This is a genomic window from Neisseria sp. HMSC058F07, from assembly GCF_001810035.1.
In the GTDB taxonomy this organism is placed as follows: Bacteria; Pseudomonadota; Gammaproteobacteria; order Burkholderiales; family Neisseriaceae; genus Neisseria; species Neisseria perflava.
Genome location: NZ_KV799705.1, coordinates 3,173 through 26,567, shown reverse-complemented (window position 1 = coordinate 26,567; position 23,395 = coordinate 3,173). Strand labels below are relative to the sequence as shown.

Here is a 23,395-nt window from a genome sequence, read left to right as displayed (position 1 = left end):
GCTTTTACGGGCGATTTTATTGACGGCCATTGGGTGCTCCTGTTGGGGGGATGGGGTCGTCTGAAAAATTGGCTACAATCGGTTGATAATCAGACGGTCTTTTAGTTGTTTACGCGAGTGCCGCAAGAGAAGGCGGTATCGGGATAAATTTGTCTTGTGAAGTATGGCATGCAACTGCGGCTGCGATTTGTTCTGCCCGTTCATGTCGAGCAATAAACCTGAGTTGACATGCAGAAATTTCCAGCTCTTCTGCAAAAGAAGTCCGGTATGTACAGTCGATGCGGCGTTGTTCTACATCAACGAGTACGGTATCCAACACCATGTCTTTACACAAAGACATATTAGATGCGGTATGGGCATGTACAAATACAGTCTCTACCGGTAGTTCGACAGTAAAGTACTGATTGGGCGCTTGAAAGGAATGTACCATGCCGGTAAATCCTAGTGTATAGATATGGTTAGGCTTTAGATGTGGCAATTGAAGGGAAGGATGAGCACCGTTCCAATAAGCCATAGAAAAATCTTTTGGTAATAAAGGTGCACGGTTAGCTATCCATTCTGCATCGGCAGTACCTGAATGTTGTGCCCGTTGCGCAAAATAACGGGGCATAAAGCCAAATCCTTCAGGAGCAACATTTTCAGCAGGATCTCGTACCGGATGGCTTGGGTCATAAATCTGGTGAGCCTTTAATATCCTTTTGAACCCATTTTGTTTGAGTTGGGATTTGGGATAATAACCAATACCGACAGGATTTTGCTGATGCCCCTCATGATCGTCTTCAACTGCACTACCGCCAAAGGCAAATTCATAGCGGATGGGCAAGGAGAGAATAGGATCTGGTTCGCTTAGAGACCATCCGGCTATCTCTCTTACCCAGTAGCGCTCGCCAGTAAGAGCCAGACTTTTTTGGTAATCGCCAACACTCACCGCTACAGCAAGTTGCCGAGCGGGAGTGTCATCATGTGCATAGGCGATTGCATTGACCACTAAATCAGTTTTAGGTTTATAAAGGCAGAAGTCGCTTTCAAACTGAGTTGAAGTTTGAGATGGTTCACCGTAAAAAGTATCTGCAAATGTAAGAGGCGTCTGCGTTTGGGCAAACTTAAGTACGGTTTTTCCAGTTACAGGATCGATTTCAAACTCATAACTGACTTTAGCAACTACGACATCATATGTTCGATCTAACTGGTCGATGTTTTTAAATTGCTGCGTATGAAAGCAGGTAAAGTTCTCCAATTCGAACATTTATATACCTTTTCTTCTAGTTGATATCGACTTTTTTACCATCCATATCTACTACATTAGTGCCAACGATCTTAACTTTTTTACTAACGATAGAGATTTTATTTTTATCTATTACAATCATTGAGTTGCCTACTTGAAGGGTAATTTTGCTCCCAGCAGATAAGGTAATTTTATTGCCGGCATTAAGGCCAATATTTAAACCTGCATTAAGTCCCATAACTAGGCCAACGCTATGCATTTCGGCACCAACAACGTTGGTCATCCAACCACCTCCGACGTTTAGCATATAGCCAGCGCCAATGTTGGTCATTTGTCCGATACCAACGTTGCTCATACCATTTAGGCTGACGGTTTCCTGCTTATTGCCACCAATGCTGCTTACCTCGTTGGATACAATGGTTTTGTTACGATTGGCACCAACGGTCAATGCTTGATTTTTGCCGATAGAAACGTTTTGATCCAAGCCTACGGTTAAAGCCTGATTTTTTCCGATGCCAATGTTTTCATCGAGGCCAACAGAATGGGTTCGATTTTTAGCGACAGAAACACTCTGATCTTTACCCACAGAAGTACTTTGGTTTTGGCCAACACTAATGCTTTGGTTTTGGGTAATACTGGAAGTTTCGTTTTGGCCGACTGATTTGGTACGGTTTTGGGTAATTGAGGCAGTTTCGTTTTTTTGAACGGTTTTAGCTCGATCACCTACTACTGTTACAGTTTCATTATTACCAATTGTAGTGGTTCGGTCGTTGTTGACGTTACGGGTTTCATTATTCTTAACAAGTGAGGTCAAGTCTTTCTGTGCCTGGAAGTTGACCATTTCAGACCCAGCAGTATCATTGAACATCAGTTCGTTAAAGTTGGCTAATGGAGAGTTAAAACTTTTACTCTTGATACCGGATTGCTTAGCTGCAGCAGGAAATCCCCATGGTGGCGACATTGCGCTGTTATACAGACGGCCTAATACAATGGGTCGATCAGCATCGCCATTAATAAAATCAACCAGTACTTCTTCGCCAATGCGTGGTGTATTAATAGAGCCATAGCCAGCACCAGCAGAGCCCTGAGTTACTCGTACCCAGTTGGAACTGTTTTCATCCATTTTTCCATAGCGATCCCAGTGGAACTGGACTTTAATATCGCCATATTCATTGGTGTAGACCTCTTCACCTGCAGGTCCTGTTACCGTAGCTGCTTGTGTCCCTAAAACTTTTGGCTTGGGAGTTTTAAGAGGAGGGCGGTATGGATAAGATTTAGGTAATACGCGGAATGAAATTCTAAATTTGCCAATACGGTCTCCAGACGTATAGCCTGCCTCTTCGAAATCATAATCAGCTTTTAAAATAGTATATTCGGTATTAGAAGATGCATGAGGGTGTTTGCTCAGGATAAACGTATAACCTGGAGCAAGTGTCAGTGCAGTGCCTGAGCCAGTAATAATCTTGGTTTGGCTTTTCAAATCTTCACTACGAACCTGACTGTAATTTTGTGCTTCTGCCACATCACTAAAACCTGTGTAGAAGTCATAGTGTTCCATAGATACCGAATTAAAGTCATGAACTGAGTCTGAAGACATCATCGGTACTTTAGCATTTTTATAATTGTATTCTCGAGTAACAAATTGACTAGATTTTAAAGCATCTCGTTCTTCCCAAATATCAATATAGGCGATATTTGGTGCCCCTGGTGCAGTATTTCGAGAGTGGTAGGGGATGTTAGGGGATGAAATAGCTTCTAAAACACCGACATCATCAGTAATAACCAGCTCATGTGAACCGTTACTGTGGGCAAAATAATAGTAGATACCTTCTTGTTCAAATAGGCGGTTTAAGAAATCAAAGCTATTTTCTTGATATTGAACACAAAAGCCTCTTGTTCGATACCCTTTTTGACATTTTATCTGGTATGGGAATCCGAATGGTGCTAAGACTTCATTAGCGATATCTAATACGGACTTATCAACGAAAACCCTGCTGTCTGTATTTTGAGTGAGGTACCACATGAATGGGCGAGTGGTACAAGTATAGGCATGATAACCTTCCTCGTCCTCATCTTCTCCAATATAACCGAAATCGGTAACCAGACCATTTAGGTAACGAGGACTGCTTGCTTCAGTATCAATTTCCAATGTTACAAACTGACCAATAATATCTTTGCCTTGTAAATTTGGGTTTGGGGAGACCAATGTAATATTGAACTCAAACAGATTTGAAACGGATTCTGTTCCAAGCATTTTTTTGAATAATAGTTGTGATCCCAAAGGCGTATGAGCAACGATAGTTCTATTCATTTCGGGAAACTCCTTGTCAATCTTAAACCAATATTCCGGTTAGAAGTATTTTTATCCTATATTTTAAATAGGGATAAAATATGTGGAAGTGATATTTTAGATAATATTATTTACATCTCTATTGAAACTTTTAAATACACTGAAAATTCCGTAATTTACTTAAATTAAATGGATTAAAGGCAGTAGAAGTAGTAAATTCAAGTATAAGATTTTTTCCTTTAATATTGTATTCGACAACAGTGGTATTTCCTGTTTGGCGAATAATTTTACCTTTTTCAATAAGGCGGAAGATTGACCACGGCCCAGTTGAACTAATACCTGCGCTGTTGATTTGGGGAGATGAGATATCTATTTTAGCTAAAGCATTTTCACTCTTGGATGGCCAAGTAAAGGTTACAGGATTTACAGGACCATGGCTGTATACATAGCTCTTACCTGCATATGAAATATTTACACTTTCTAAACTGGTATCAAGAATTAAAACTTTAATTGAAAAGTCGAATGTAGGAGTTTCTGATCCTTTATCAAAATACCCTTGTCGAATGTCTGCTATATCATTTAGCTTTGCAAAACGATCTTTAAACGCATCATTTTTAGCAGTTAAAGTTTCCAGTTTTTCTGAGCGTGCCAATACGGCAGCTTCACCAGTCAAGTTGGTAAATTTACTGTAGATACCATTGGGACCAAATATACTGGTGAAACTCTCTAATGCGACATTGTCCTCCGATCCTTTATCGAAAGGGTATCCTTGTTGATGTATTTCTTGACAACTATTAGTCAATGTGGCCATTTGTTTTTCTAAAGTAGATAAAATTTTTTCATCAACAATTTTGTTAGTGTTTTTCAGAATAATTTCAGAAAAGTTATCTAACATTTGGCGAAAGGGAGGTGGCAGTCTATTTACTTCAGCCTTGTATTTTACGAAAGGATCATCAGGTGGTAAGTCCACTCCTTTTTCTACAGCAACATTAACGGCAACTAAATAAACATATAAATCATTTATAGCTTCTGTAACGTTATTAATAGCTGGAGGTTGATCATTAGTGGTTTCAGTTAATATATGGAAATCTGCAAAAGCATCATCGACTGGAGTTGCTTGTTTTAAAGCAGCTAATTCATTCTTTACATTATTCCCCTCTTCACTCTCTAAGAGTTTCGAGAGTCCCGCTCTATTTAACCAATCAGTAATTTTGCTTCCAGCTTTTTCTGTTATTCGTTTGTCAATAGTTAAAGTCGTATTATCACTAATTCCTTTAATAATATTGACTAAAGGTGAGTTCTTTTCAGATAGCAGCTTAGCAATTTGAGTACTCTCTCGTGATGACTTTGGTGTTACTAATGACAAATCAGATAAATAACTATTCCAAACTTTGATGTAATTACTGAAATAGATTCTTTGGGCATCAGAAAGGACAGATGCCTTGCTTTGACTTAAAGAAGCATAGTCACCTAATACCCAGTTGTCTTCATTAAAAAACTGCTCTGCAGATTTAACCATAGCAGGCAAAACTTTAGTAATGTAGGCTTCTTTGGTATAAATAAAGTTAATAGGTTCTTTCAGAGTTCCACCAGTCTTACGTCGGAATAACAAGTGACTTTGCACTCCACCCATACTTGAAAAGGATACAGGTGTAACTCCTCCCTTTCCAGAGAGAGTAACTGTATTTATGGTATCTTCTAATACCATGGTTGCAATGTCTCTTTGCGCAATTTCCTGTCTACGACGTTCTACTAATTCTTCATCATAGGGAACGCTTGGTGTAATGCTTTGTTTTGAAAGAATCTGATTCAGAGCTTTTTCAACAGATTTTTTTTGTTGGTCACTCATACCTGATGATTCTGTTTTAGACAAATTGGACATTAACCAGTTTTGCATAAAAGCAGCATCAAAATGTTCTTTGTGGAACATCATAAGATAAGCTTTTAATGCATCATAGCTATTAATATTGTTGGAGCCATTAGCTGTGCGTAGAAGTTCATCCAACTTATAGCTGATTAATGGCATTACGTTGTCTTGAAGAATTCTATAATAGGCTGACTCCCCAACATCTTTCATTTGGCTGCCTTGATAAAGGCCAATACGATAGCTGAGCGGAGGGGATAATAAATCTGGAATTTCTTTACTGGTAGTTGTATCTCTAACTTGTTCAGCAAATGTTACAGCCTTAAGTAAATCAGGGCCGTCTGTATATTTTTTTACATCTGAAGCTAAGTCAGTTGCTTTTTTATCAACCTGTTCAAGATATGATTGGTTATTGGAGTAACTATTCAACATCATTGTCAAACATGCGATTACTACAGTTGCAATAGCTCCAATACCTAGCCAATACAAGATTTGTTTTTTGACAAACCAAGATTTATTCTCACCAGCCAAATTTGCCTCGCTTAAAATAACGTCAGCAAATAGTCTATTTAAGAAAAAGCTATGTTCGTTATTCTGAGTAGAGGCCTGGTTTGAATCCAAGTATTTTTTAGATAATTGGAAATCACTTTGCAAACCTTCCAGTATAGGGTTGAGATGTTGTCCTGTTTGAGTTGAGCTTGAAAAATAAACACCTCTCCATGCGATAGGTTGCTCAAATTTTGAAGATTTAGACAGTTCTTTAAATAGGGAAAGTACGGCCTGATTAAGACGCTCGAACTCCTCAGGGAATGCAAAAGCCGCAGCCTTGTCTTCAGTGGATTCTAATTGGTGAACAGTACCCAACATAGAGGAGCGTAATTTATCTACAATATCTGCTAAGGCATTAGAAGCAGTAGCGATAGGGGTTTCCATTCCTTCTGTATTAGATAGAGGAATCCCTAAATATTGATTTCTTTGTTCTTCAGTTAGATGGTTAAAGAATTCATTAAAACCATGCAATAAATCTAATTTGGTTATCATAAGATAAACTGGAAAATGTATACCTAATTTAGTATGCATTTCATGGATTCTTTTACGCAGTTCTACTGAGATTTCTGTTATATTGGTTTTTCCGCCCAATAAATCATCTACGCCTACAGTAACCAATACTCCGTTTATTGGCTGTTTAGGTCGGTAACGTTGTAGCAGCGTTACAAATTCTTCCCAGTCACTAGAATCTTTACTGCTATGATTGTCATGTAAAGATAATCTACCAGCTGTATCGAGAAATACTATTTCATCCGATAGGAACCAATCACAATCTCGTGTACCTGCTAGGCCACTTACAGATGTCCCCAAAGTGCTCTCTAAGGGGAAGTTAAGGCCAGAACGTTTGAGTGCAGTCGTTTTACCAGATCCTGCTGCCCCTAGGACAACATACCATGGCATTTGATAGAGGTATTGACCTTCTTCTAGTCTAGCCAACAAACTGTTTTTAGATTTAGAAAATTTAGCATTCTTTAATACTTTGTCCATTTCAGCAAACTGGCGGCTCATAGAGCTAACATCATTTGCACTTTTTAAAATAGGTTCTTGGGCTGCTCGAATTTCTTTCAATAAAGCAGCGTTTCGTCGGGATTCACGATATTGGCGAAATACAGCTTTAGCCAACCAAATACCAATAATAGTGGCACACACTGCAAAACGAATAGTTTTGCTTACTAAGGGGCGAACTTCACCTATGGAGATTAATGGGCCAATAAACCATACTAATATAATTAGGCCAGTAATACCCAACATCACCCATAAAGAGCGAGAACCTAGAAAATAAATAATTTTTTTCATGTCTATTTTTTCCGTATCAATCTAAAATAGATTATTGTGTGTTTGCACTACCGTTTTGTTAAGGATTGGAGGTATTGTTTTTTATTTCGACTGTGCTACCTAGTTTGGGTCCAGTTTCTGTAGTAAATAATGTAATTTCAACCCTTCGGTTTTTAGCCCTGTTCTCCAAAGTATCGTTTGGTGCTACAGGATCGGTTGAGCCTCGCCCTTCAGAACGGATGCGTGTTCCACCATTTTTAACGTAATTCAATAAAATTTCTTTTACTGCATCTGCCCGAGCCTGTGATAAATGCCAGTTGGATGGAAAATTTAAGCTCTGAATTGGCTGATTGTCAGTGTATCCCGTAACAATAATTTGTCCTTCCACACTATCTAAGGCTTGGCTAACCGCAGCCAAAACAGGATAATATTGGTCTTGAATTTGTGCAGAGCCGGATTCAAATAAGCCATCACCTAAAATAGTAACAGTGCTTCTGTCTTGAAAATCTTCCACAGATACTAATTTTCTAGCAATCTCATTTTCCAATAAAGGCCGTAGTCGGACTGTTTTTTGTGTATCCTGTTGTTTGGTGATTACTGAAGGGAGTTTGAGGCTGTTTACTTTTGTACTGGCTGTATTGAATTTATCTCCTAATGACCATTGCATTGTAAAATAGCCTACACCTAATGCAACAGCTCCTAATACGCCTACTACCCATAAAGGAATAGCAAGCCTGCGTTTCCTTTGAATATTATTTGTAATAATCGGGTTATGTTTAAAAAGATTAGCAGTTTGGTCAGGTCGTTTACTGTGAATTAAGGCAAGTAGGTCCCTTTTAATTTTATCGATCTCAAGCTCCCCATTGTTTAGAACCTGGTACTTACCTTTGTAACCAAATTGTAGGCATAAATACATAAACTCCAATAAATCAATATTCTTATCAGAATCTTGTTTCAAATTTTGAATGATTTCAAAAAAACGTTCTCCACCCCAAGTTTCATCGTAAAAAGATACTAATAAGCTATTCTTTGACCAAGTTTCATCAGCCCAGCCTGCACGGACTGCTAATTCATCTACAAATGTACAAAGACAGTATTTTGCAGCCTGAATGGCATCATATTTAGCTCCATTTTTTTCAGCATTCTCTTCAAAATTATTAATTAAGAGAGAGAATTTATTAATTAGGCTGTCAGTAGATAATTGACTAGTAGTTTGCTGCATAGAGTTAGCCAAGATAAGAACAGGTTTAGCAGCTTCAATTAAAGGGTTATAAACATTTACTGCGTTGTTTGCAGTATTATTCTGGTTATTCATAATGAAATTCCAAATTAAATCAAATTAACTTAAAGACTTAATCGCCCAAAATTCAACATCTAAATTAGGGAAATTACCAGCCAAATGGAAAGCCATACCTGAGGAAGTATCAAACATATCCCATAATTCATGTTTTTTATCTAATTCAAAATAAACATAACCACTATGGTATGGTAATTCTCTTGGTGCCACGGATAACGCATGAACTTTAATTCCAGGTAAATGGTAAGCAACCAATTCCTTAACTTTTTCTACAGTACCTATTTTTACTACACTTGGAATTTTTTGGCGTAAGGCTTCGTTAGGCATATCAGCTTTGATGGCTAGGACAAATGAAGCTTTATCCAGTAAGCTTTGATCAGGAGTTTGGGCGACTCGGGTTGCTTCATCACGCAAATCTAATGGAATTCTAATTGCTCTTTGTTCAAGTACAATAGACAGTGATTTGCGCAAGTTAAAAAATAATTTACCAAAACATGATGCTAGATCATTGTGTTCATAAATAGGAACATCTCCTACCTTGCGTGAAGGAAGGAAAGTCATTAAATCAGCACATAATTTTGATAAGTTGACAAATAATTGTTCTGGATGAGTTTGACGAGCGCCTTCATTTTCATGATGCAAATAAGCCAGATACCGATTGATGGTCTGAAGCATCATAAAGTCCATTACTTCAACAGAACCTCCGGTATTCGGGTCGTTTACAGCGTTAGCTAGACTATTGCTTTTTTGCATTAATAAGCCATATATTTCTGAAATGTAAGCTTTTAGGTGTTGTTGCTTTTGGCTTCCTAGGGAAGGTGGAATATATGATTCGTCTAGAATGATTTCAAAGTCTGCTGAACTGGATCGGATAACTGCAATAGGAAGGGCAGTTTGATTGCTAGTTAAATCATTTTCTAAAATCAATGTAGGATTAAGATCTGCTAGTGTAATTTGGCGACCGTCTAATTCGGAGTTTGTTGTATCTGCAAGGGTTTTCTCAAATGCTTTATATCGGTAAGAGTGAGCAGAATTTTGATTTAGAAAGTCAATCTCATTATTGACAGAGGATGGCAGAGTAATGGCTAAGCAAACTTTGGTATCTTTTATGTTTGCAGGTACTTTTAAGCTTAAATTTTCAAGTTGTTTTTGGGAAAACACAAATATAGAACCATCAGGAAAAATACCTTCTGCTTCACGAATACCAAGAACACCATGTTTGAGGCCGTCTGAATCCAGTACTAAAGATGAAAATCCCCAAAAATAACCTTCTTTAGAAACAGCTAGTTGACGTAATCCAGACTCAAGATAACGTTCAAATTGCTGGAAATGCTGTGGGGTAATAAAGATTCCCTCCGACCAAACTACTTTTGCTTCAATTGCCATGCATTCAACCTCAAATTATTTATATATAAGTATTTATTCCTCGCGGAAAATGCCTTTGCTCAGATCACTATTATTCTTACGAGTTTTCCCATTTTCTTTGATAGTCGGATCATCAGGATGGCGCTCTTTATATTCTTTTAGCATTTCTTGCATCTCTGATTTCGATAATTGATATAATTCATTTTTCCCAATATTCACGTAGAAATAGTGTTTCCCAAACTGATACCATCGTTGTTTTTGTTTTAATAAAATTAATCTCCATTGACTATTATCCAAATCACGATAACTGGCAACAACACCTAGGTATTTCAGATGAGAATCCATCTTGATAGGTAATACAGAAACCGTATCAGGGTGTAACATGAATTGGTTTTGTTGAATTAATTTGTCTCCTAAAGTTTCTTTAGCATTATTAGTAAGATCAAAATAGTTTGCTTTTTTAAATTCACCATCAGATGACAGTTGATATAAATCCAATCTTATGGGGGAAGGTTGATCAACTAAATTTGGATTGACATCGGGAGAAACTATGATTTGTACATCAATTTTTTCTCCACTTTCGTCAGATTCTTTTGGTGGTTTATGGTTGGATGCGCATGCGCTTACCATCAAAGATATCATTGCAAATGATATATATTTTATCAGTTTTCCATGCATTTTGGTTACCTAGGTACATCAATAGTGATTGTATTTAATGATAGAAATTTTAAATTAATCGACAGCCTAGATTTTAGGAACTAGTTGGTCTATGACTGTCGATCGAAATACTAAGATTTCTTATTTTACTTAGAATTATAAAGTATTTTTCTTTCTAAGTTTATATTTATATTGGTAATTGAAGTCATGATTGCTTGCGTCGATATTTACGCTCAAAACTTGTTTCCCCTGTGTTGCGCAGGTAAGTAGTTCTTGGCTGATTTGTGGTAGAACCGTATTGGTAAGAATCGCATCGATCATGCGGCCACCTGATTCAACTTCTGTACAACGTGAAGTGATTAGTTTTAACACTTCAGGGGTATAGTGTAGGTCGATGCCATGATTATCTTTAATGCGTTTTACGATACGGTCTAATTGCAATTCAACAATTTTTGAGAGCATATCATCGGATAGCGGATAGTAAGGAATAACTTGCATCCGGCCTAATAAAGCAGCTGGGAAAGTTTTCAGCAGGGGAGTACGCAGGGCTTTAGTTAGGCCTTCTGGAGTAGGCAACATTTCGGGATCATCACACATATCCATAATTAAATCTGTACCAACGTTGGTGGTAAGAATGATAATGGTGTTTTTAAAGTCGATATAGCGGCCCTCGCCATCTTCCATCCAGCCTTTGTCGAATACTTGGAAAAAGATTTCATGAACATCTGGATGTGCTTTTTCTACTTCATCGAGTAAGACAACACTGTAAGGTTTACGACGTACAGCTTCAGTCAATACGCCACCTTCACCATAGCCGACATAACCTGGAGGAGCTCCTTTCAAAGTGGATACAGTATGAGCTTCTTGATATTCACTCATGTTGATGGTAATCACGTTTTGTTCACCACCATATAATGTATCGGCTAGAGCCAGTGCAGTTTCGGTTTTACCCACGCCGGAAGGGCCAGCAAGCATGAAAACACCAATAGGCTTGTTGGGATTGTCTAGATTGGCGCGTGAAGTTTGAATACGGCGGGCAATCGCATCCAAACCGTGGCGTTGGCCGATGATGCGCTTATTTAAGGTATCAGCAAGCTGTAATACAGCCTCAACCTCGTCTTTCATCATTTTTCCGACAGGAATTCCAGTCCAGTCTGCTACAACGTCAGCAACCGTACGACTGTCTACTAACGGCATAACCAAAGGTTGGACGCCTTGCAGTTTTTTCAATTTAGTAACCAGTTCTTTTTGGCGGGTACGCAACTGTTTATTTTCTTCATCGGTTGTTTCTTGTTCAACCTGCATGATTTGTTCACGTACAGCCAATAGCTCGGCAACTAAGTCTGCTTCAGATTTCCATCTGTCTTCTAATTTTTTCAGACGGCCTTCAACCTCAGTTAATTCTTTACCAATATTTGTGATTCTAGCTTCAGAATCAAAACTGAGTTTTTTCTCACGTTCTAAATTTGCTTGCTCAAGTTTTAATGCTTCTGACTTCTTGCGTAGATATTCAATGCTTCCAGGTACAGCATGTTGGCTGACTGCAACACGTGCGCAGGCAGTATCAATCAGGCCTACAGCTTTATCGGGGAGCTGACGTGCTGGAATATAGCGGTGAGAAAGTTTTACAGCAGCCTGGATTGCTTCATCAAGAATAATCACTTTATGGTGTTTTTCTAGAGAAGCATTCAATGCCCTAAGCATGTTGATGGCTTTTTCTTCATCGGGTTCATCTACTTGTACAACTTGGAAGCGACGAGTTAGGGCAGGATCTTTTTCAAAATATTTTTTGTATTCTGCCCATGTGGTTGCACCAATAGTACGAAGTTTGCCACGAGCTAATGCAGGTTTGAGTAAGTTGGCAGCATCACCAGTACCGACAGCTCCACCGGCACCAATTAAAGTATGGATTTCGTCGATGAATAGCACGATTGGGGTTGGGCTGGATTCTACTTCATCCATAACTGCTCTGAGGCGTGATTCAAATTCTCCGCTAACACTGGCACCAGCTTTGAGCAAACCGATATCCAATAGAATTAATTGAACGTCTTTCAACCCAGGCGGAACATCTCCGGCAGCTAAACGTAATGCCAAAGCTTCAACCACAGCAGTCTTACCAACACCGGCTTCACCTGTAAGAATCGGGTTGTTTTGACGGCGACGCATTAGGATGTCAATCATTTGTCTGATTTCAGTGTCACGGCCTGTGATTGGATCTATTTCGCCATTTTTAGCCTTTTCGGTAAGATTGCTGCCGTATTTAGCTAAGGCACTTTCTTTGTGGGTAGCATTAGGCTCGGAAGATAAGGCATTCTGGGTAACATCAAGATTCTCTTCAGAGTTAGCAGTAATAGCAATAATATTGTTTGCCAATGTCTCCGGTTTGATTTTCAGGAACTCAGATGAAATATTGGCCAGAATACCCTGTAAAGTCTTATTTTGCAGCATGGTATAGAAAATATGAGCTGTACGGATTTTGTCTGTACCAAATTTTAGTGAACTGTATGTCCAAGTTTGTTCGACAAGGGTTTGGATATGTTCGGAGAAGTCAATAACGGCAGTAGCACCAACAGGTAATTTTTCTACTGCAGCCAATACATCTTTTCGTGCTTTGACTTCATCTAAGTTAAACTGATTTATCAGGCAGAAGATATCTGTTTTTTCAGTTTGAAGTAGAGAGTGTAGCCAGTGTACTAATTCAACATAGCTGTTTTCTCGAAGACGACAGAAGGTATAGGCATTTTCCAAAGTTTTATACAAAGTAGTATTTAACTTACCAAATAATACGCTGCGGCTGATGTTTGACATAAGACGTCCTTAGTTAAATTATTTCAAATATGTCCAAAAATAGTTTTCTAAAGCTTTTATCGACGATGGCCGTCTGAAAAGCCGATTAATGATTGCTGACAATCAAGTCTTCTGCGTCTCGGGAAACATTTCCCAGCCAAGTTGATAAGCCGAGTTGAGTGTTCCCTCCTAAATCCATCAGTGGAACTTCTTTTTGCATCAGAATAGGTTGAATGTCCCATTCATATTCTTCTGCGGCAAATAAACGAACCCATTCTCGTAAACGGGCTGTATTAATACCGTCTTTAAAGAATGATTGGTAGGCTGGTAAGGTAAGTGGGCCAATAATAATCCGAAATTTACTTTGCACATCATAGAGTTTGTCACCTAGTAGTAAACCATCACCAAGTGTGTAGTTACCCATAATCCCAATTTGCGTTTTCTCTTCTTCAACCTTAACCCAGTACCCCACGTTAGTTTGAATGTTAACGGGAACTTGGAAATAGCGAGTGAGCAGTTGTTGCAGGTTGACTGCAGATCGGCTTTGTTTTATCAATAGACCGGAAAAATAACGTTTGGCAAATTCGTGAATTAAGCCTTTGTTATGTGTGGTCGGAATGTTAAGGCCGTTAAAACTGGCAATATATTTTCCGAAGCGGTCTTCAGCATTTTTATCTAAAGATGTAATGCTTTGGGCATTAGCCCATGCTCGATAGAATAAGATAGCCAGACGGTGTTGCAACATATTTGCAAAACCTGCCCATGCCCGGTCACCGTGTTGATGTTGGCGTTCATAAGCATACTCGGTTAAATGTAGAGGTAGTGGGCCAGATGGGCCAAACAGACCAAATCCATTAATGGAAATTTCTACATAATGTGGTGATAAGGTTACCGATTGGAGATTGCGTGGGGCAAAAGTAAGCGAAGGATTTTGGTGGATCCTTATTTTCTCCATTTTGGGGCTAATAGCTTTGCCTAATATTTGCCCACCAGTAATAAATTTAACGGACTCAAGCTGGCGCAAGAGGGAAAAATAATCATACTTATACGGCTGAGAGGAAACTTTATTTAAAAAGACTGTAAGTTTTTCATCCCAAGCATTGTCTAATGAGTCACCAAAATCTGTTTTAGGGTTGACTGGACTCATATAATCATTCTCTCTCCAATTTCAGACGGCCAAGTAGCAATATGACCTTGCTGGAGCGTGTCAATTCTCAGTTGTACAAATGAGTTAATAGACACCAAACGTCGGAAATAATGGTTTAAAACTGATCCAAATAGGAAAGGATGGACGCCGCCTAATTGAGCTTCGTCTAGTGTAATGGTAATGTTGATTCCTCTGATAGGGGCTGCAACTCCATAATGACGGACTACTTTGTTAATAATTGAGGTTTCAACTCGTGTAATTGATTCAATCTGTTTTTTCAGTAAATCGCTTTCAGAAGAAACAAATACTGTTAAAAGCTCTTTCAAAGCAACAGGCGCATCTTCTTTATCAGTATTCAAGAGCGATAGGTAATTTAAGCTCAATTGATTTAAAAATGACCAAAGTGTCCTATCTTCACTTACTGCTTCTTGAGGCCTTGTTAATTTAGAAATCAGTTTAATTGATTTGACTGGCAAAAATCCCTCAATAAGAAAGTCAGATTCTCCGTCTCGAGGCATGATTAGAGGCAAATCTCTGCTTGTACACCAAGTATCGACAGAAAGGTGTTGTATGTTTGAATTAAAGGCGTAATTCTGATTATTAGCAAGAGATAAAAATACCTCACTACCTAAATAGGAAGAGCGAAAACCATTTTTAGCTGAGTTTTCGGATGGTACTCTATCAGCACGACGAGCAGAAAAATAAGCATGTTGAGTTTGGGACTCAGGAAAGAGTCCTATATCCGGTGCTTTGTACATTGGTGAAAATACTACGGTTTGAAGGTTGTTGGTATCAAAGCCTTTTACTTGCTCGATAGCGTAGACTTCATAATTCAGGGGCTGGGTACGGTCGATAACGACATGGTACTCCTGATCTTGAATATTTACCGGAAAGCGTGAGCTTTTTTTTCTGAATAAGTTGACGACTGGTACGGCATTTACAGAGAAATCATCTACACCGATCAGCTCAGTTAATTCAGGTATTTTATTACTGAATAAAAATGAAAGACTAAAATAGCGTTTACGATAAGTAATAATTTTTTTATTGACTCCCTTATCGTTTACGATTTCCTCTAAATGTTCAGGTACTTTAGGTAAGTGTCCTTTTTTTTCGGCTTGTTGGACGGCTTGTTTAATATTTTTTTGAGAAATAAATAGAAACTTTTCCGGTAGGCGTGAATACTCCTGCATAATTCGGAATGCACTCACCGATTTATCTAAATTAAATGATAAGGCTTCATCTTCTCGAAAACCACGATGTTCTGGTGTAGTAGGTAATGGGTAATACCATTGTTTTGGATTTTCGTAACTGTGGCAAACAACACCCACGCATTCAGAAGCCAATAGAAACAGCAATGAAGATGATTTGGAAAGCTCTGTACCCAAAAATATAGATAATTCATCTGGCAACATCTCTGAACATGTACCTGGTACGCTCAATGAAAAATCCAAACGCAAGGCAGATTGTACTTTCTTACCAGAGGATTGTTTGAGTGCAGGGAGTGCGTTTGGTAAATAACCTATTGAGTCAGTATATTTGGCTTTTTCAATACGAAGTGGCAGAATTTCAGTAGTTTTAGTTACAGAAAATGGACAACTTACTCTAAATTCATCAATAGGCAGAGACCTTAATATTTTTCCTCGTTCCAGTAGATTGATCACATCAGCGTTATATTGATTAGTAGGCTCTAGATTGACAATAGCTGCAGCCGGTTTTTGATTGATGAAGTCAGGATAAACAACTTCTAAGATTCTTTGGACAAAACGAGGATACTCCGCATCCAGTTTAAGTTGGGTGCGTGCAGTAAGAAAACTTACCCCTTCCAAGAGTCTTTCAACATAGGGGTCAGGAATATCAGTTGTATCTAAAGCTAATCTTGAGGCTATCTTAGGATATTGGGCTGCAAACTCTTTACCCATTTCCTTTAGAAAAGTTAGCTCTTTGTTGTAGTAAGACAGTAATTTATTATTCAAGCCCCATTTCCCCCATCTAATAAGTCAAACAATCCTGTTTCAACATCCATGCTGGTTCGGAGCAAGAATTCTTTAGGATAAGGATTGAGTTTCAGGTAACCTTTGATTTCAATAATGAGTTTATTGTGTAAAGCATCGTCATCATCGTCTGAGGTATTTACGATCACTTGTAGAGTCTTATTTTCAAGACGCGGTTCAAAATCGATGATGGCTTGTTTGATATTCTGTTCCACATCTTGCCATTCAATATCGGAAAAATTAATACCAGAAAGGGGAGGGATACCATAATTTAATGTAGAAGAGCGTACATTTTCAGTTAGGTCAATCCCCATAGTTTCTGCTTGCATGTTGCATGTATTCAGTAGATAAAGAATATCACGCAGTACTGCTTGCCGATATTGATCAAGATTAATGACCTGATCGGAGCGTGCCTCTTTTTTTCTGCGTGGCTCTTCATCTGTTAGTCTGTCAAATAAAGAGGGTAACAGTTGATTTTTGAATTGCGACATGTTTAATTGTTGGGTTTGAAAGATGGATAGATTTTAATGATTTTGTTCAAATCTAATATTACAAATATCTAAAAGGCCAAAATCATGGTTGTCGGTATACAAAGTTTTTTGACCAACCCCTGTAAAGAGTTGCTCTGCTATTTCTATCCAGTCAGTTTGTGAACATTTCATTAGTAGATCTGACCATGCTGTTTCTTCACCAGGCATAACAGCATAACGAGCAGGGCTGGTACATTGAATACATTCACCATTAGTAAATTTGATTTCAGACGGCCTCCAAATGATGTCCAGTAAGGAACTTGGTGTCTTGAAAGAAATATTTTCAATAGAATTCCATGTTTGCCAGTAGTAGTGACCTTGATAGAAATATTCATAAACGAAGGCGGTACGTACGTCTCCATCCATAATCCAGTCACTATCAATCTCGGAAACTGATTTATCTGCTAAAAGGTAAGTAATATGTACGGGCGAGCCTTCTATATTCTCAGATAGCACAGTATAATCATCGACAAGGGCTTTATTTTTCTGTTCTGAAACATGGGCAACTAAAGAGAGTTGCTTTTGAAGAATATCAAGTTTGCTTGCGTGTTGTTCTAGTGTTTTTGGTTTTTGTTGGGCTTCCAAAACTGCCTGACGCCGCATTTCAGCAGAAATATTTTCAATAAGATAAAGCATTAAAGGTTTTTGGGTATGAGGAAACAGTTTTTGATATTGTCCAATCTGTTTTAAAGCCTGTTCCCATTTTGCGCACAGACACTGATATTGAATCAGTGCTAAACGATGTTCTTGATTGTCAGGATTTGAACGTACAAGCTCAATCATCTCTGATAATTTAGTCTTCAAATCCATTTCAATGATCCCTTATTTAATTTATAAAGATGAATAATAGAAGTTAAAAACAAGATTAATTTTTCAGTTAAGTAGTGCCGTCTGAAAAGTGAAAACATTTATATATAAAGCCTGACTTAAAAACGCCTTTTAAGTCAGGCTTTTTTAATTAAATCTACATATCAATTATGCAGATTTGTTTTCTTTGATATTGAAGGCCATTTGAACTTCAGCACCTTTAGAACCTTTATCGGTTTGTTCCCAATATTGGTTTTTCACTTTTGCAGCTTGGAATGAATAACGCATTTTCAGAGCATCATTGTCTTGTACGCCAATGAATTTCACACCGGTCACTAAGACATCTTCTAATGTAGTGCGTGAGTATTCAATTTGTTCACCACCAGCTTTACATACAGAAATTTCTACTTTGCTCAAGTGTTGGCCAGTAGCGCAGTTTTTCAAAATGGTTGGAGCTGCTTTATCGATAGCAGCAACTACGGTCAAGTCATTGAAATTGACTTTACCGGCACCACCGCCACCACCGCTAGTCATTGAACCAGGTTGCTCTGCACCCCAGTCAAAACTTTCGATGTTAGTCCAGTCTTTGTGGTTAGAATCTTTTGATTCGCCATTTACACCTTCAACTTTCATGAACATATCAATAGCCATTTTTTACTCTCCTAGTTAAAAAATACAAGCGATTTAACAACAGGGCACTAAATATACCCAACTAAATAAACTAAGCCTGACTATTCTTGTTTAGTCGAAGGCAATTTGGAAACCAAGCGTAGAGAAACGGTAAGCCCCTCAAGTTGATAATGAGGACGCAGGAAGAACTTAGAAGTGTAGTATCCTGGATTATCTTCTACTTCTTCTACAACTACCTCTGCAGCAGCTAATGGTTTGCGTGCTTTCGTTTCTTGCGTAGAGTTGGCAGGGTCTCCATCTACATAATTCATAATCCATTCGTTCAACCAGCGTTCCATGTCATCACGTTCGCGGAATGAGCCAACTTTGTCACGAACAATACATTTTAAGTAGTGTGCGAAACGGCAGCATGCGAATAAATAAGGCAAGCGAGCAGATAAACGTGCATTGGCGGTAGCATCTGGATCATAATATTCAGATGGTTTATGCAAAGATTGCGCACCGATAAATGCAGCTAAATCCGTGTTCTTGCGATGAATTAATGGCATAAAGCCCAATGCAGCCAATTCTGCCTCTCGGCGGTCGCTAATGGCGATTTCTGTTGGGCATTTCATGTCTACACCACCATCATCGGTTGGGAATGTGTGGCAGGGAAGATTTTCAACGATACCGCCTGATTCCACACCGCGAATAGCGGTACACCAACCATAGTATTTAAATGAGCGATTAATATTTACTGCCATTGCATAAGCAGCATTGGCCCAAGTATATTTATTGTGATCTGCACCTTCTGTTTCCTCTTCGAAGTCAAATTCGTCTACAGGATTTGTTGTGGCACCATAAGGCAGGCGAGACAGGAAACGAGGCAGGGCTAAACCGATATAACGTGAATCTTCGGATTCACGCAGGCTTCGCCATGGAGCATATTCGGCATTTTGGAAAATTTTACTTAAGTCGCGCGGATTAGCTAATTCTTGCCAAGACTCCATTTGCATTAATTTGGGAGATGCACCAGCAATAAATGGACAGTGTGCAGCCGCTGCAATCTTCTCAAGACTATTGAGCATTTCTACATCAGGGGCAGAGTGATCAAAATAATAGTCACCTACTAAGCAACCAAAGGGTTCACCGCCAAATTGGCCGTATTCTTCCTCATAAATACGTTTAAAGAGTGGGCTTTGATCCCAAGCCGTACCTTTAAAGCGTTTTAAATTACGAGCAACTTCCTTTTTGGAAATAGGTAATACTTTGATTTTCAGTAAAGTATCTGTTTCGGTATTGGTCACTAAATGATGCAGGCCGCGCCATTCACCTTCAAGCTTTTGAAAGTCCTCATGATGCAAGATCAAGTTGATTTGTTCAGAAAGCTTTCTGTCAATTTCGGCAATAATTGCTTCAATGGTTTGATAGGTATCATCTGAAATGGTGACGACATTTTGTAAGGCTTGCTGAGCCAATGTTGCGACTGCATTAGTTACAGCGCTTTTAGCTTCTTCCGTTTTAGGTTTGAATTCTTTTTGAAGCAGCTGTTCAAATTCATTGGTTGCAAACACATGTTGCGAACTGCCATTTTCTAGGGTATCTAATTGTTTTTCAGCCATGATTTACTTTCACTTCTAGTTTTATTAGAGACTATTGTTCATTTTTGGATGTTGATTTGGGCGCGGCTGCAAGACTTTTTAGTAATTCGCTGTCTCCTAAGACTTTTCCAATTAGTTCTTCAGCCCCACTTTTACCATCCATATATGAGAGTAAATTAGACAGTTCTGTACGTGCCTGTAAAAGCTCATTTAGAGGTGCTACTTTTTTAGCTATCGCAGCCGGTGAGAAGTCATCCATGCTTTCCAATTCGAGTTCTACATTCAAATTCCCTTCACCTGTCAATGTATTTTTTACGTTGAAGGCGACACGAGGTTTAAGGGCTTTCATGCGTTCGTCGAAATTGTCTACATCAATTTCTAAGAATTTTCGTTCGGCCAAGTCAGGCAGTGGCTCGACAGGTTTACCAACCAAATCTGCCATAACACCCATAACGAAAGGCAGTTCAATCTTTTTCTCTGAGCCATACAACTCTACGTCATATTCAATTTGCACGCGAGGAGCTCGATTGCGGGCAATAAACTTTTGACCTGATGATTTATTTCGTGACATGGTTATAACCTTAGGATAATTAATAATGTTGTATATCTAAAAGATATTTACGAAATTGTGGATGAGGTTTACTAATTTTAGGAATTTGCTGTATCTTCATCTGGTTTGCCAATTAAAACTTCTAAATTGACAATACTTTCTGGGCTAATATCTTTCATGATGTCATAAAAGTTCATATTCATTTGTCGTTGCACTCTGCGGATAAACAGTGGTGCAGGGTGGCTGGGCTCAAGAGTTTCAAAATAAATGCAGATTTTCTCTAAAGCCAGATCAACATCAGCGCGATTTTTAATATTCAGACGGCGCCATGCATCAGCCTCTTGAATAGATTGTTCTTGCGTAATAGCCAAGCTGTTAGTTTCAGAGGGTAACTCAGGCTGTTCTGTCTGTTGTACTGAGGGAGTGCTCCCATCATTATAGTTGATGGCTTTGTGAATTAGGGTAAGGGGTTTCTGAATAACATCAAAATCAAGTGAGTGTTCATCCTGTAAATTAGACGAGAAAATGCGTTGGATGTCTTTCAGACAGTCCAATGCTTGAATTAATGCAGTTAATTCAGGTTTCCCTGTATCGGCATTTACTCTAATATCGAGCATTAGCCGCTCTTTACCTCCTGGATAATTTTGTGAATCATTTCCTTGTAGTATGGAAACAGCTTCTTTGACAGTAATTGGTTGTTGAGTTAACCCATTTATCAATAATTTAGATGCAAGAATCTCTTTGATGATGCCATCAAGTGTAGTAAAGGAGCTAAGGGCATTGATCCTGTAAAAGGGATCAAATTCACCGTCTTCATCTTCAAGTTTGGGGTAAATGGATTCCCAATATAAGTCTATATTAGCTCTAATTGCTTCGCAGCCAGCGCAGAACCCTACGAGTCCATGTTTGGCAGTAAGAGCTTGTGCATAATAAGCCAAGACATGTAAATCTTTAGACTCGGCTAGCAATTGATTGCACAACTTTTCTACTGTTGCCCAGTCGGCCTCTTCTGCCGGAATAATCGTGTCACCATATTGTTGTTCTGGTTTGCCTTCAGCTACGCTTTGTAGTTCTAAAAAGCGGCTATCGTATTCGATATTTACACCTTCGGGACTGTCGATAGAGATAGGCTCGTCCCATCGAGGAAATGTGTTCATCTACTTATAATCCAAATAACTTATTAAACAGTGAGCATGAGGGGAGGCCTTCATGTTTTATGTGGTAACCGCTTTCAATCTCTTGCCAAAAACTACCAATGCCGTCTGAATCAGATAAAAAGTTGTGAAAGGATTCAGAGAGGATAGAGCTCTCTGTTGTATCACTACTGTAAAAATCTTCGATACAATATTCCCCTTCTTTTAATATCTTGCGAAAGGAATTTTTTTTCTTTAAAAGAAAAAAAAGAGAATCAAGTGATTCGGGAATAGAGCTAGGTTTATAAAATAACACAAATGGGTATTTTCTGCCAATTTTATCAGAACTACCAGCAGCCATACCAGTATAAATAAGATCATCGGGTAATTTGATACAAAATAGCCAAATTTGCAAAGGGGAATATGTTTTTCGAGTGAATGAAATTAATTTGTTTTGGCCGGAGCATCGGTTAAACCAGTTATCCCAAAAGAATCTATCATGAGTTTGAAGATTCTCGGAGAAAATAAAATCACGGGATTGATTCAGTTTGCCAAAAAAATAGACTTCATTTTGCTTAAACATAAGTAGTCATCACAAGAGAAGAGTTTTTAGATTCCCAAGTTGCTAATTTAGATACAACTGCTAAGACTCGTACTCTAGCATAATTCGATGTGTTGATAAATATAAATTTAAACCACTTGAAATAATAACTAAAGAAATGTAAATAATCTTTAAAAATATGCGCTTACTATATGATATTATAGATAATAAAGTTTATCAAATACAGTTTTATTTATAGCTTATTGTTTGTTATAATTTTTGCAAAATAATGTGTTCAAAGTCCTCAGAAAGTGATTGAGGTTCCTTGTTTTGAGGTTTCTACTTGTAGATTAATTAGGATTTCGACGGAGTAATCGCATGTCCTCTTCCGGTAATACCATAGGTATTCTTGTTCCTCAGCCTTCTGCACCTGCCATGGTGTCTCAAGGTTCTGCCAATCCGCCTGAGCCGCTGACTAATGCAGCCGGGCCGGTAGATGTGATAGAGATGGTGGCCGATGTTGCCTCTAGTGCCCTTTCTTTGGTTGCTCCTGACTCTGCTGCAGCTAATGTGGCTGATGCTGTATCTGATGTGGTTTCGCTCGCTTCAATGGTCCCAGGTTTGCCTAGTGTTAGACTGCCTTCACGAAAGATGGTCAGTGGTTTTGGCGGGGGCAGCGGAGCAGGTTCTGATGGTGGGGTAGTTACTTCTGGTCATGGTCACTGTATCCCCTGTAAAGTTGCAGCAGCTATCGGTAATCCTGTTAATGCCGTACTTGGTATCAAAGTCCTATTTGACGATACAGAGACCGACTTTTCCTTTGACTCCCCACTTCCCCTTGTTTGGCAGCGCAGCTACTATTCCGACCAAATAGGCAACGGCTGGCTGGGACAGGGTTGGTCGCTGCCGTTCTCTATGCGTCTTGTCCGGACTGCCGACGGTTTCCTCTATATTGATGAACAGGGCAGGGAAATTTCGTTGCCGGATATCAGCGACGAAGCTGACGAGCCTTATTCCGCAGCCGACGACGATGAAGACGATTTATATGAAGAAGAGGCTGCCCAAAGACCTGCTTCCGCCGAAGAAGACCCCTACGGTCTGGATAACGCCTATTTTGATCCTTACGAACAAATCTTCTTTTCTCAGATTTCAGACGACCTCTACCAAATCGCCTCCC

General features: G+C 38.9%; 17 protein-coding genes. 1 reads left to right on the top strand and 16 read right to left on the bottom strand.

The window, feature by feature from the left end; translation table 11 throughout:
* Positions 1-109 precede the first annotated feature (109 nt).
* The 16 genes from HMPREF2696_RS08095 to HMPREF2696_RS08020 all read right to left on the bottom strand — a co-directional run bounded on the left by HMPREF2696_RS08095 (position 110) and on the right by HMPREF2696_RS08020 (position 22,260).
* A complete protein-coding gene (locus tag HMPREF2696_RS08095) occupies positions 110-1,246 on the bottom strand; it encodes a DUF2169 family type VI secretion system accessory protein (RefSeq protein ID WP_004520030.1) in 1,137 nt (378 codons plus the stop codon).
* Between the two features lie 16 nt (positions 1,247-1,262).
* Positions 1,263-3,536 carry a type VI secretion system Vgr family protein gene (locus tag HMPREF2696_RS08090; protein ID WP_004520031.1) on the bottom strand — a complete coding sequence of 758 codons (2,274 nt, stop codon included), beginning with the start codon at positions 3,534-3,536 and terminating at the stop codon, positions 1,263-1,265.
* A gap of 130 nt (positions 3,537-3,666) precedes the next feature.
* Positions 3,667-7,224 carry a type VI secretion system membrane subunit TssM gene (tssM, locus tag HMPREF2696_RS08085; RefSeq protein ID WP_049343522.1) on the bottom strand — a complete coding sequence of 1,186 codons (3,558 nt, stop codon included), beginning with the start codon at positions 7,222-7,224 and terminating at the stop codon, positions 3,667-3,669.
* A 58-nt stretch (positions 7,225-7,282) separates the two neighbouring features.
* The gene (gene tssL, locus HMPREF2696_RS08080; protein WP_004520033.1) at positions 7,283-8,518 is read right to left on the bottom strand and encodes a type VI secretion system protein TssL, long form; all 1,236 of its coding nucleotides are present in this window, start codon (positions 8,516-8,518) and stop codon (positions 7,283-7,285) included.
* 24 nt (positions 8,519-8,542) lie between these two features.
* Positions 8,543-9,886 carry a type VI secretion system baseplate subunit TssK gene (gene tssK / locus HMPREF2696_RS08075; protein WP_049337057.1) on the bottom strand — a complete coding sequence of 448 codons (1,344 nt, stop codon included), beginning with the start codon at positions 9,884-9,886 and terminating at the stop codon, positions 8,543-8,545.
* Positions 9,887-9,919: 33 nt separating this feature from the next.
* Positions 9,920-10,543 carry a type VI secretion system lipoprotein TssJ gene (gene tssJ / locus HMPREF2696_RS08070; RefSeq protein ID WP_004520036.1) on the bottom strand — a complete coding sequence of 208 codons (624 nt, stop codon included), beginning with the start codon at positions 10,541-10,543 and terminating at the stop codon, positions 9,920-9,922.
* A gap of 135 nt (positions 10,544-10,678) precedes the next feature.
* Complete coding sequence (tssH, locus tag HMPREF2696_RS08065) at positions 10,679-13,330, bottom strand: type VI secretion system ATPase TssH (protein ID WP_004520037.1); 2,652 nt, start codon at positions 13,328-13,330, stop codon at positions 10,679-10,681.
* An 85-nt stretch (positions 13,331-13,415) separates the two neighbouring features.
* On the bottom strand, positions 13,416-14,456 hold the full coding sequence (gene tssG, locus HMPREF2696_RS08060) for a type VI secretion system baseplate subunit TssG (protein ID WP_004520038.1): 1,041 nt from the start codon (positions 14,454-14,456) through the stop codon (positions 13,416-13,418).
* Positions 14,453-16,429 (bottom strand): type VI secretion system baseplate subunit TssF, encoded by a 1,977-nt coding sequence (locus tag HMPREF2696_RS08055; protein WP_049337059.1) that lies wholly within the window; start codon positions 16,427-16,429, stop codon positions 14,453-14,455. The genes tssG and HMPREF2696_RS08055 overlap by 4 nt, the downstream gene beginning before the upstream one ends.
* Positions 16,426-16,938 carry a type VI secretion system baseplate subunit TssE gene (gene tssE, locus HMPREF2696_RS08050; protein WP_004520041.1) on the bottom strand — a complete coding sequence of 171 codons (513 nt, stop codon included), beginning with the start codon at positions 16,936-16,938 and terminating at the stop codon, positions 16,426-16,428. Before tssE ends, HMPREF2696_RS08055 begins: the two co-directional genes overlap by 4 nt.
* Before the next feature lie 33 nt (positions 16,939-16,971).
* Positions 16,972-17,787: a type VI secretion system accessory protein TagJ gene (locus HMPREF2696_RS08045; protein WP_004520042.1), complete on the bottom strand. Its 816-nt coding sequence runs from the start codon at positions 17,785-17,787 to the stop codon at positions 16,972-16,974.
* A gap of 165 nt (positions 17,788-17,952) precedes the next feature.
* Positions 17,953-18,435 carry an Hcp family type VI secretion system effector gene (locus tag HMPREF2696_RS08040; protein WP_003761730.1) on the bottom strand — a complete coding sequence of 161 codons (483 nt, stop codon included), beginning with the start codon at positions 18,433-18,435 and terminating at the stop codon, positions 17,953-17,955.
* 80 nt (positions 18,436-18,515) lie between these two features.
* Positions 18,516-20,015 (bottom strand): type VI secretion system contractile sheath large subunit, encoded by a 1,500-nt coding sequence (tssC, locus tag HMPREF2696_RS08035; protein WP_004520043.1) that lies wholly within the window; start codon positions 20,013-20,015, stop codon positions 18,516-18,518.
* A 31-nt stretch (positions 20,016-20,046) separates the two neighbouring features.
* Positions 20,047-20,565, bottom strand: a complete 519-nt coding sequence (gene tssB, locus HMPREF2696_RS08030) for a type VI secretion system contractile sheath small subunit (protein WP_004520044.1) — start codon at positions 20,563-20,565, stop codon at positions 20,047-20,049.
* 77 nt (positions 20,566-20,642) lie between these two features.
* On the bottom strand, positions 20,643-21,701 hold the full coding sequence (gene tssA / locus HMPREF2696_RS08025; protein ID WP_004520045.1) for a type VI secretion system protein TssA: 1,059 nt from the start codon (positions 21,699-21,701) through the stop codon (positions 20,643-20,645).
* 4 nt (positions 21,702-21,705) lie between these two features.
* Complete coding sequence (locus HMPREF2696_RS08020; RefSeq protein ID WP_049337065.1) at positions 21,706-22,260, bottom strand: TagF domain-containing protein; 555 nt, start codon at positions 22,258-22,260, stop codon at positions 21,706-21,708.
* 336 nt (positions 22,261-22,596) lie between these two features.
* Here HMPREF2696_RS08020 and HMPREF2696_RS08015 point away from each other — a divergent pair.
* On the top strand, positions 22,597-23,395 hold a 799-nt coding region (locus tag HMPREF2696_RS08015; RefSeq protein WP_249967842.1), incomplete at its 3' end, for a DUF6531 domain-containing protein.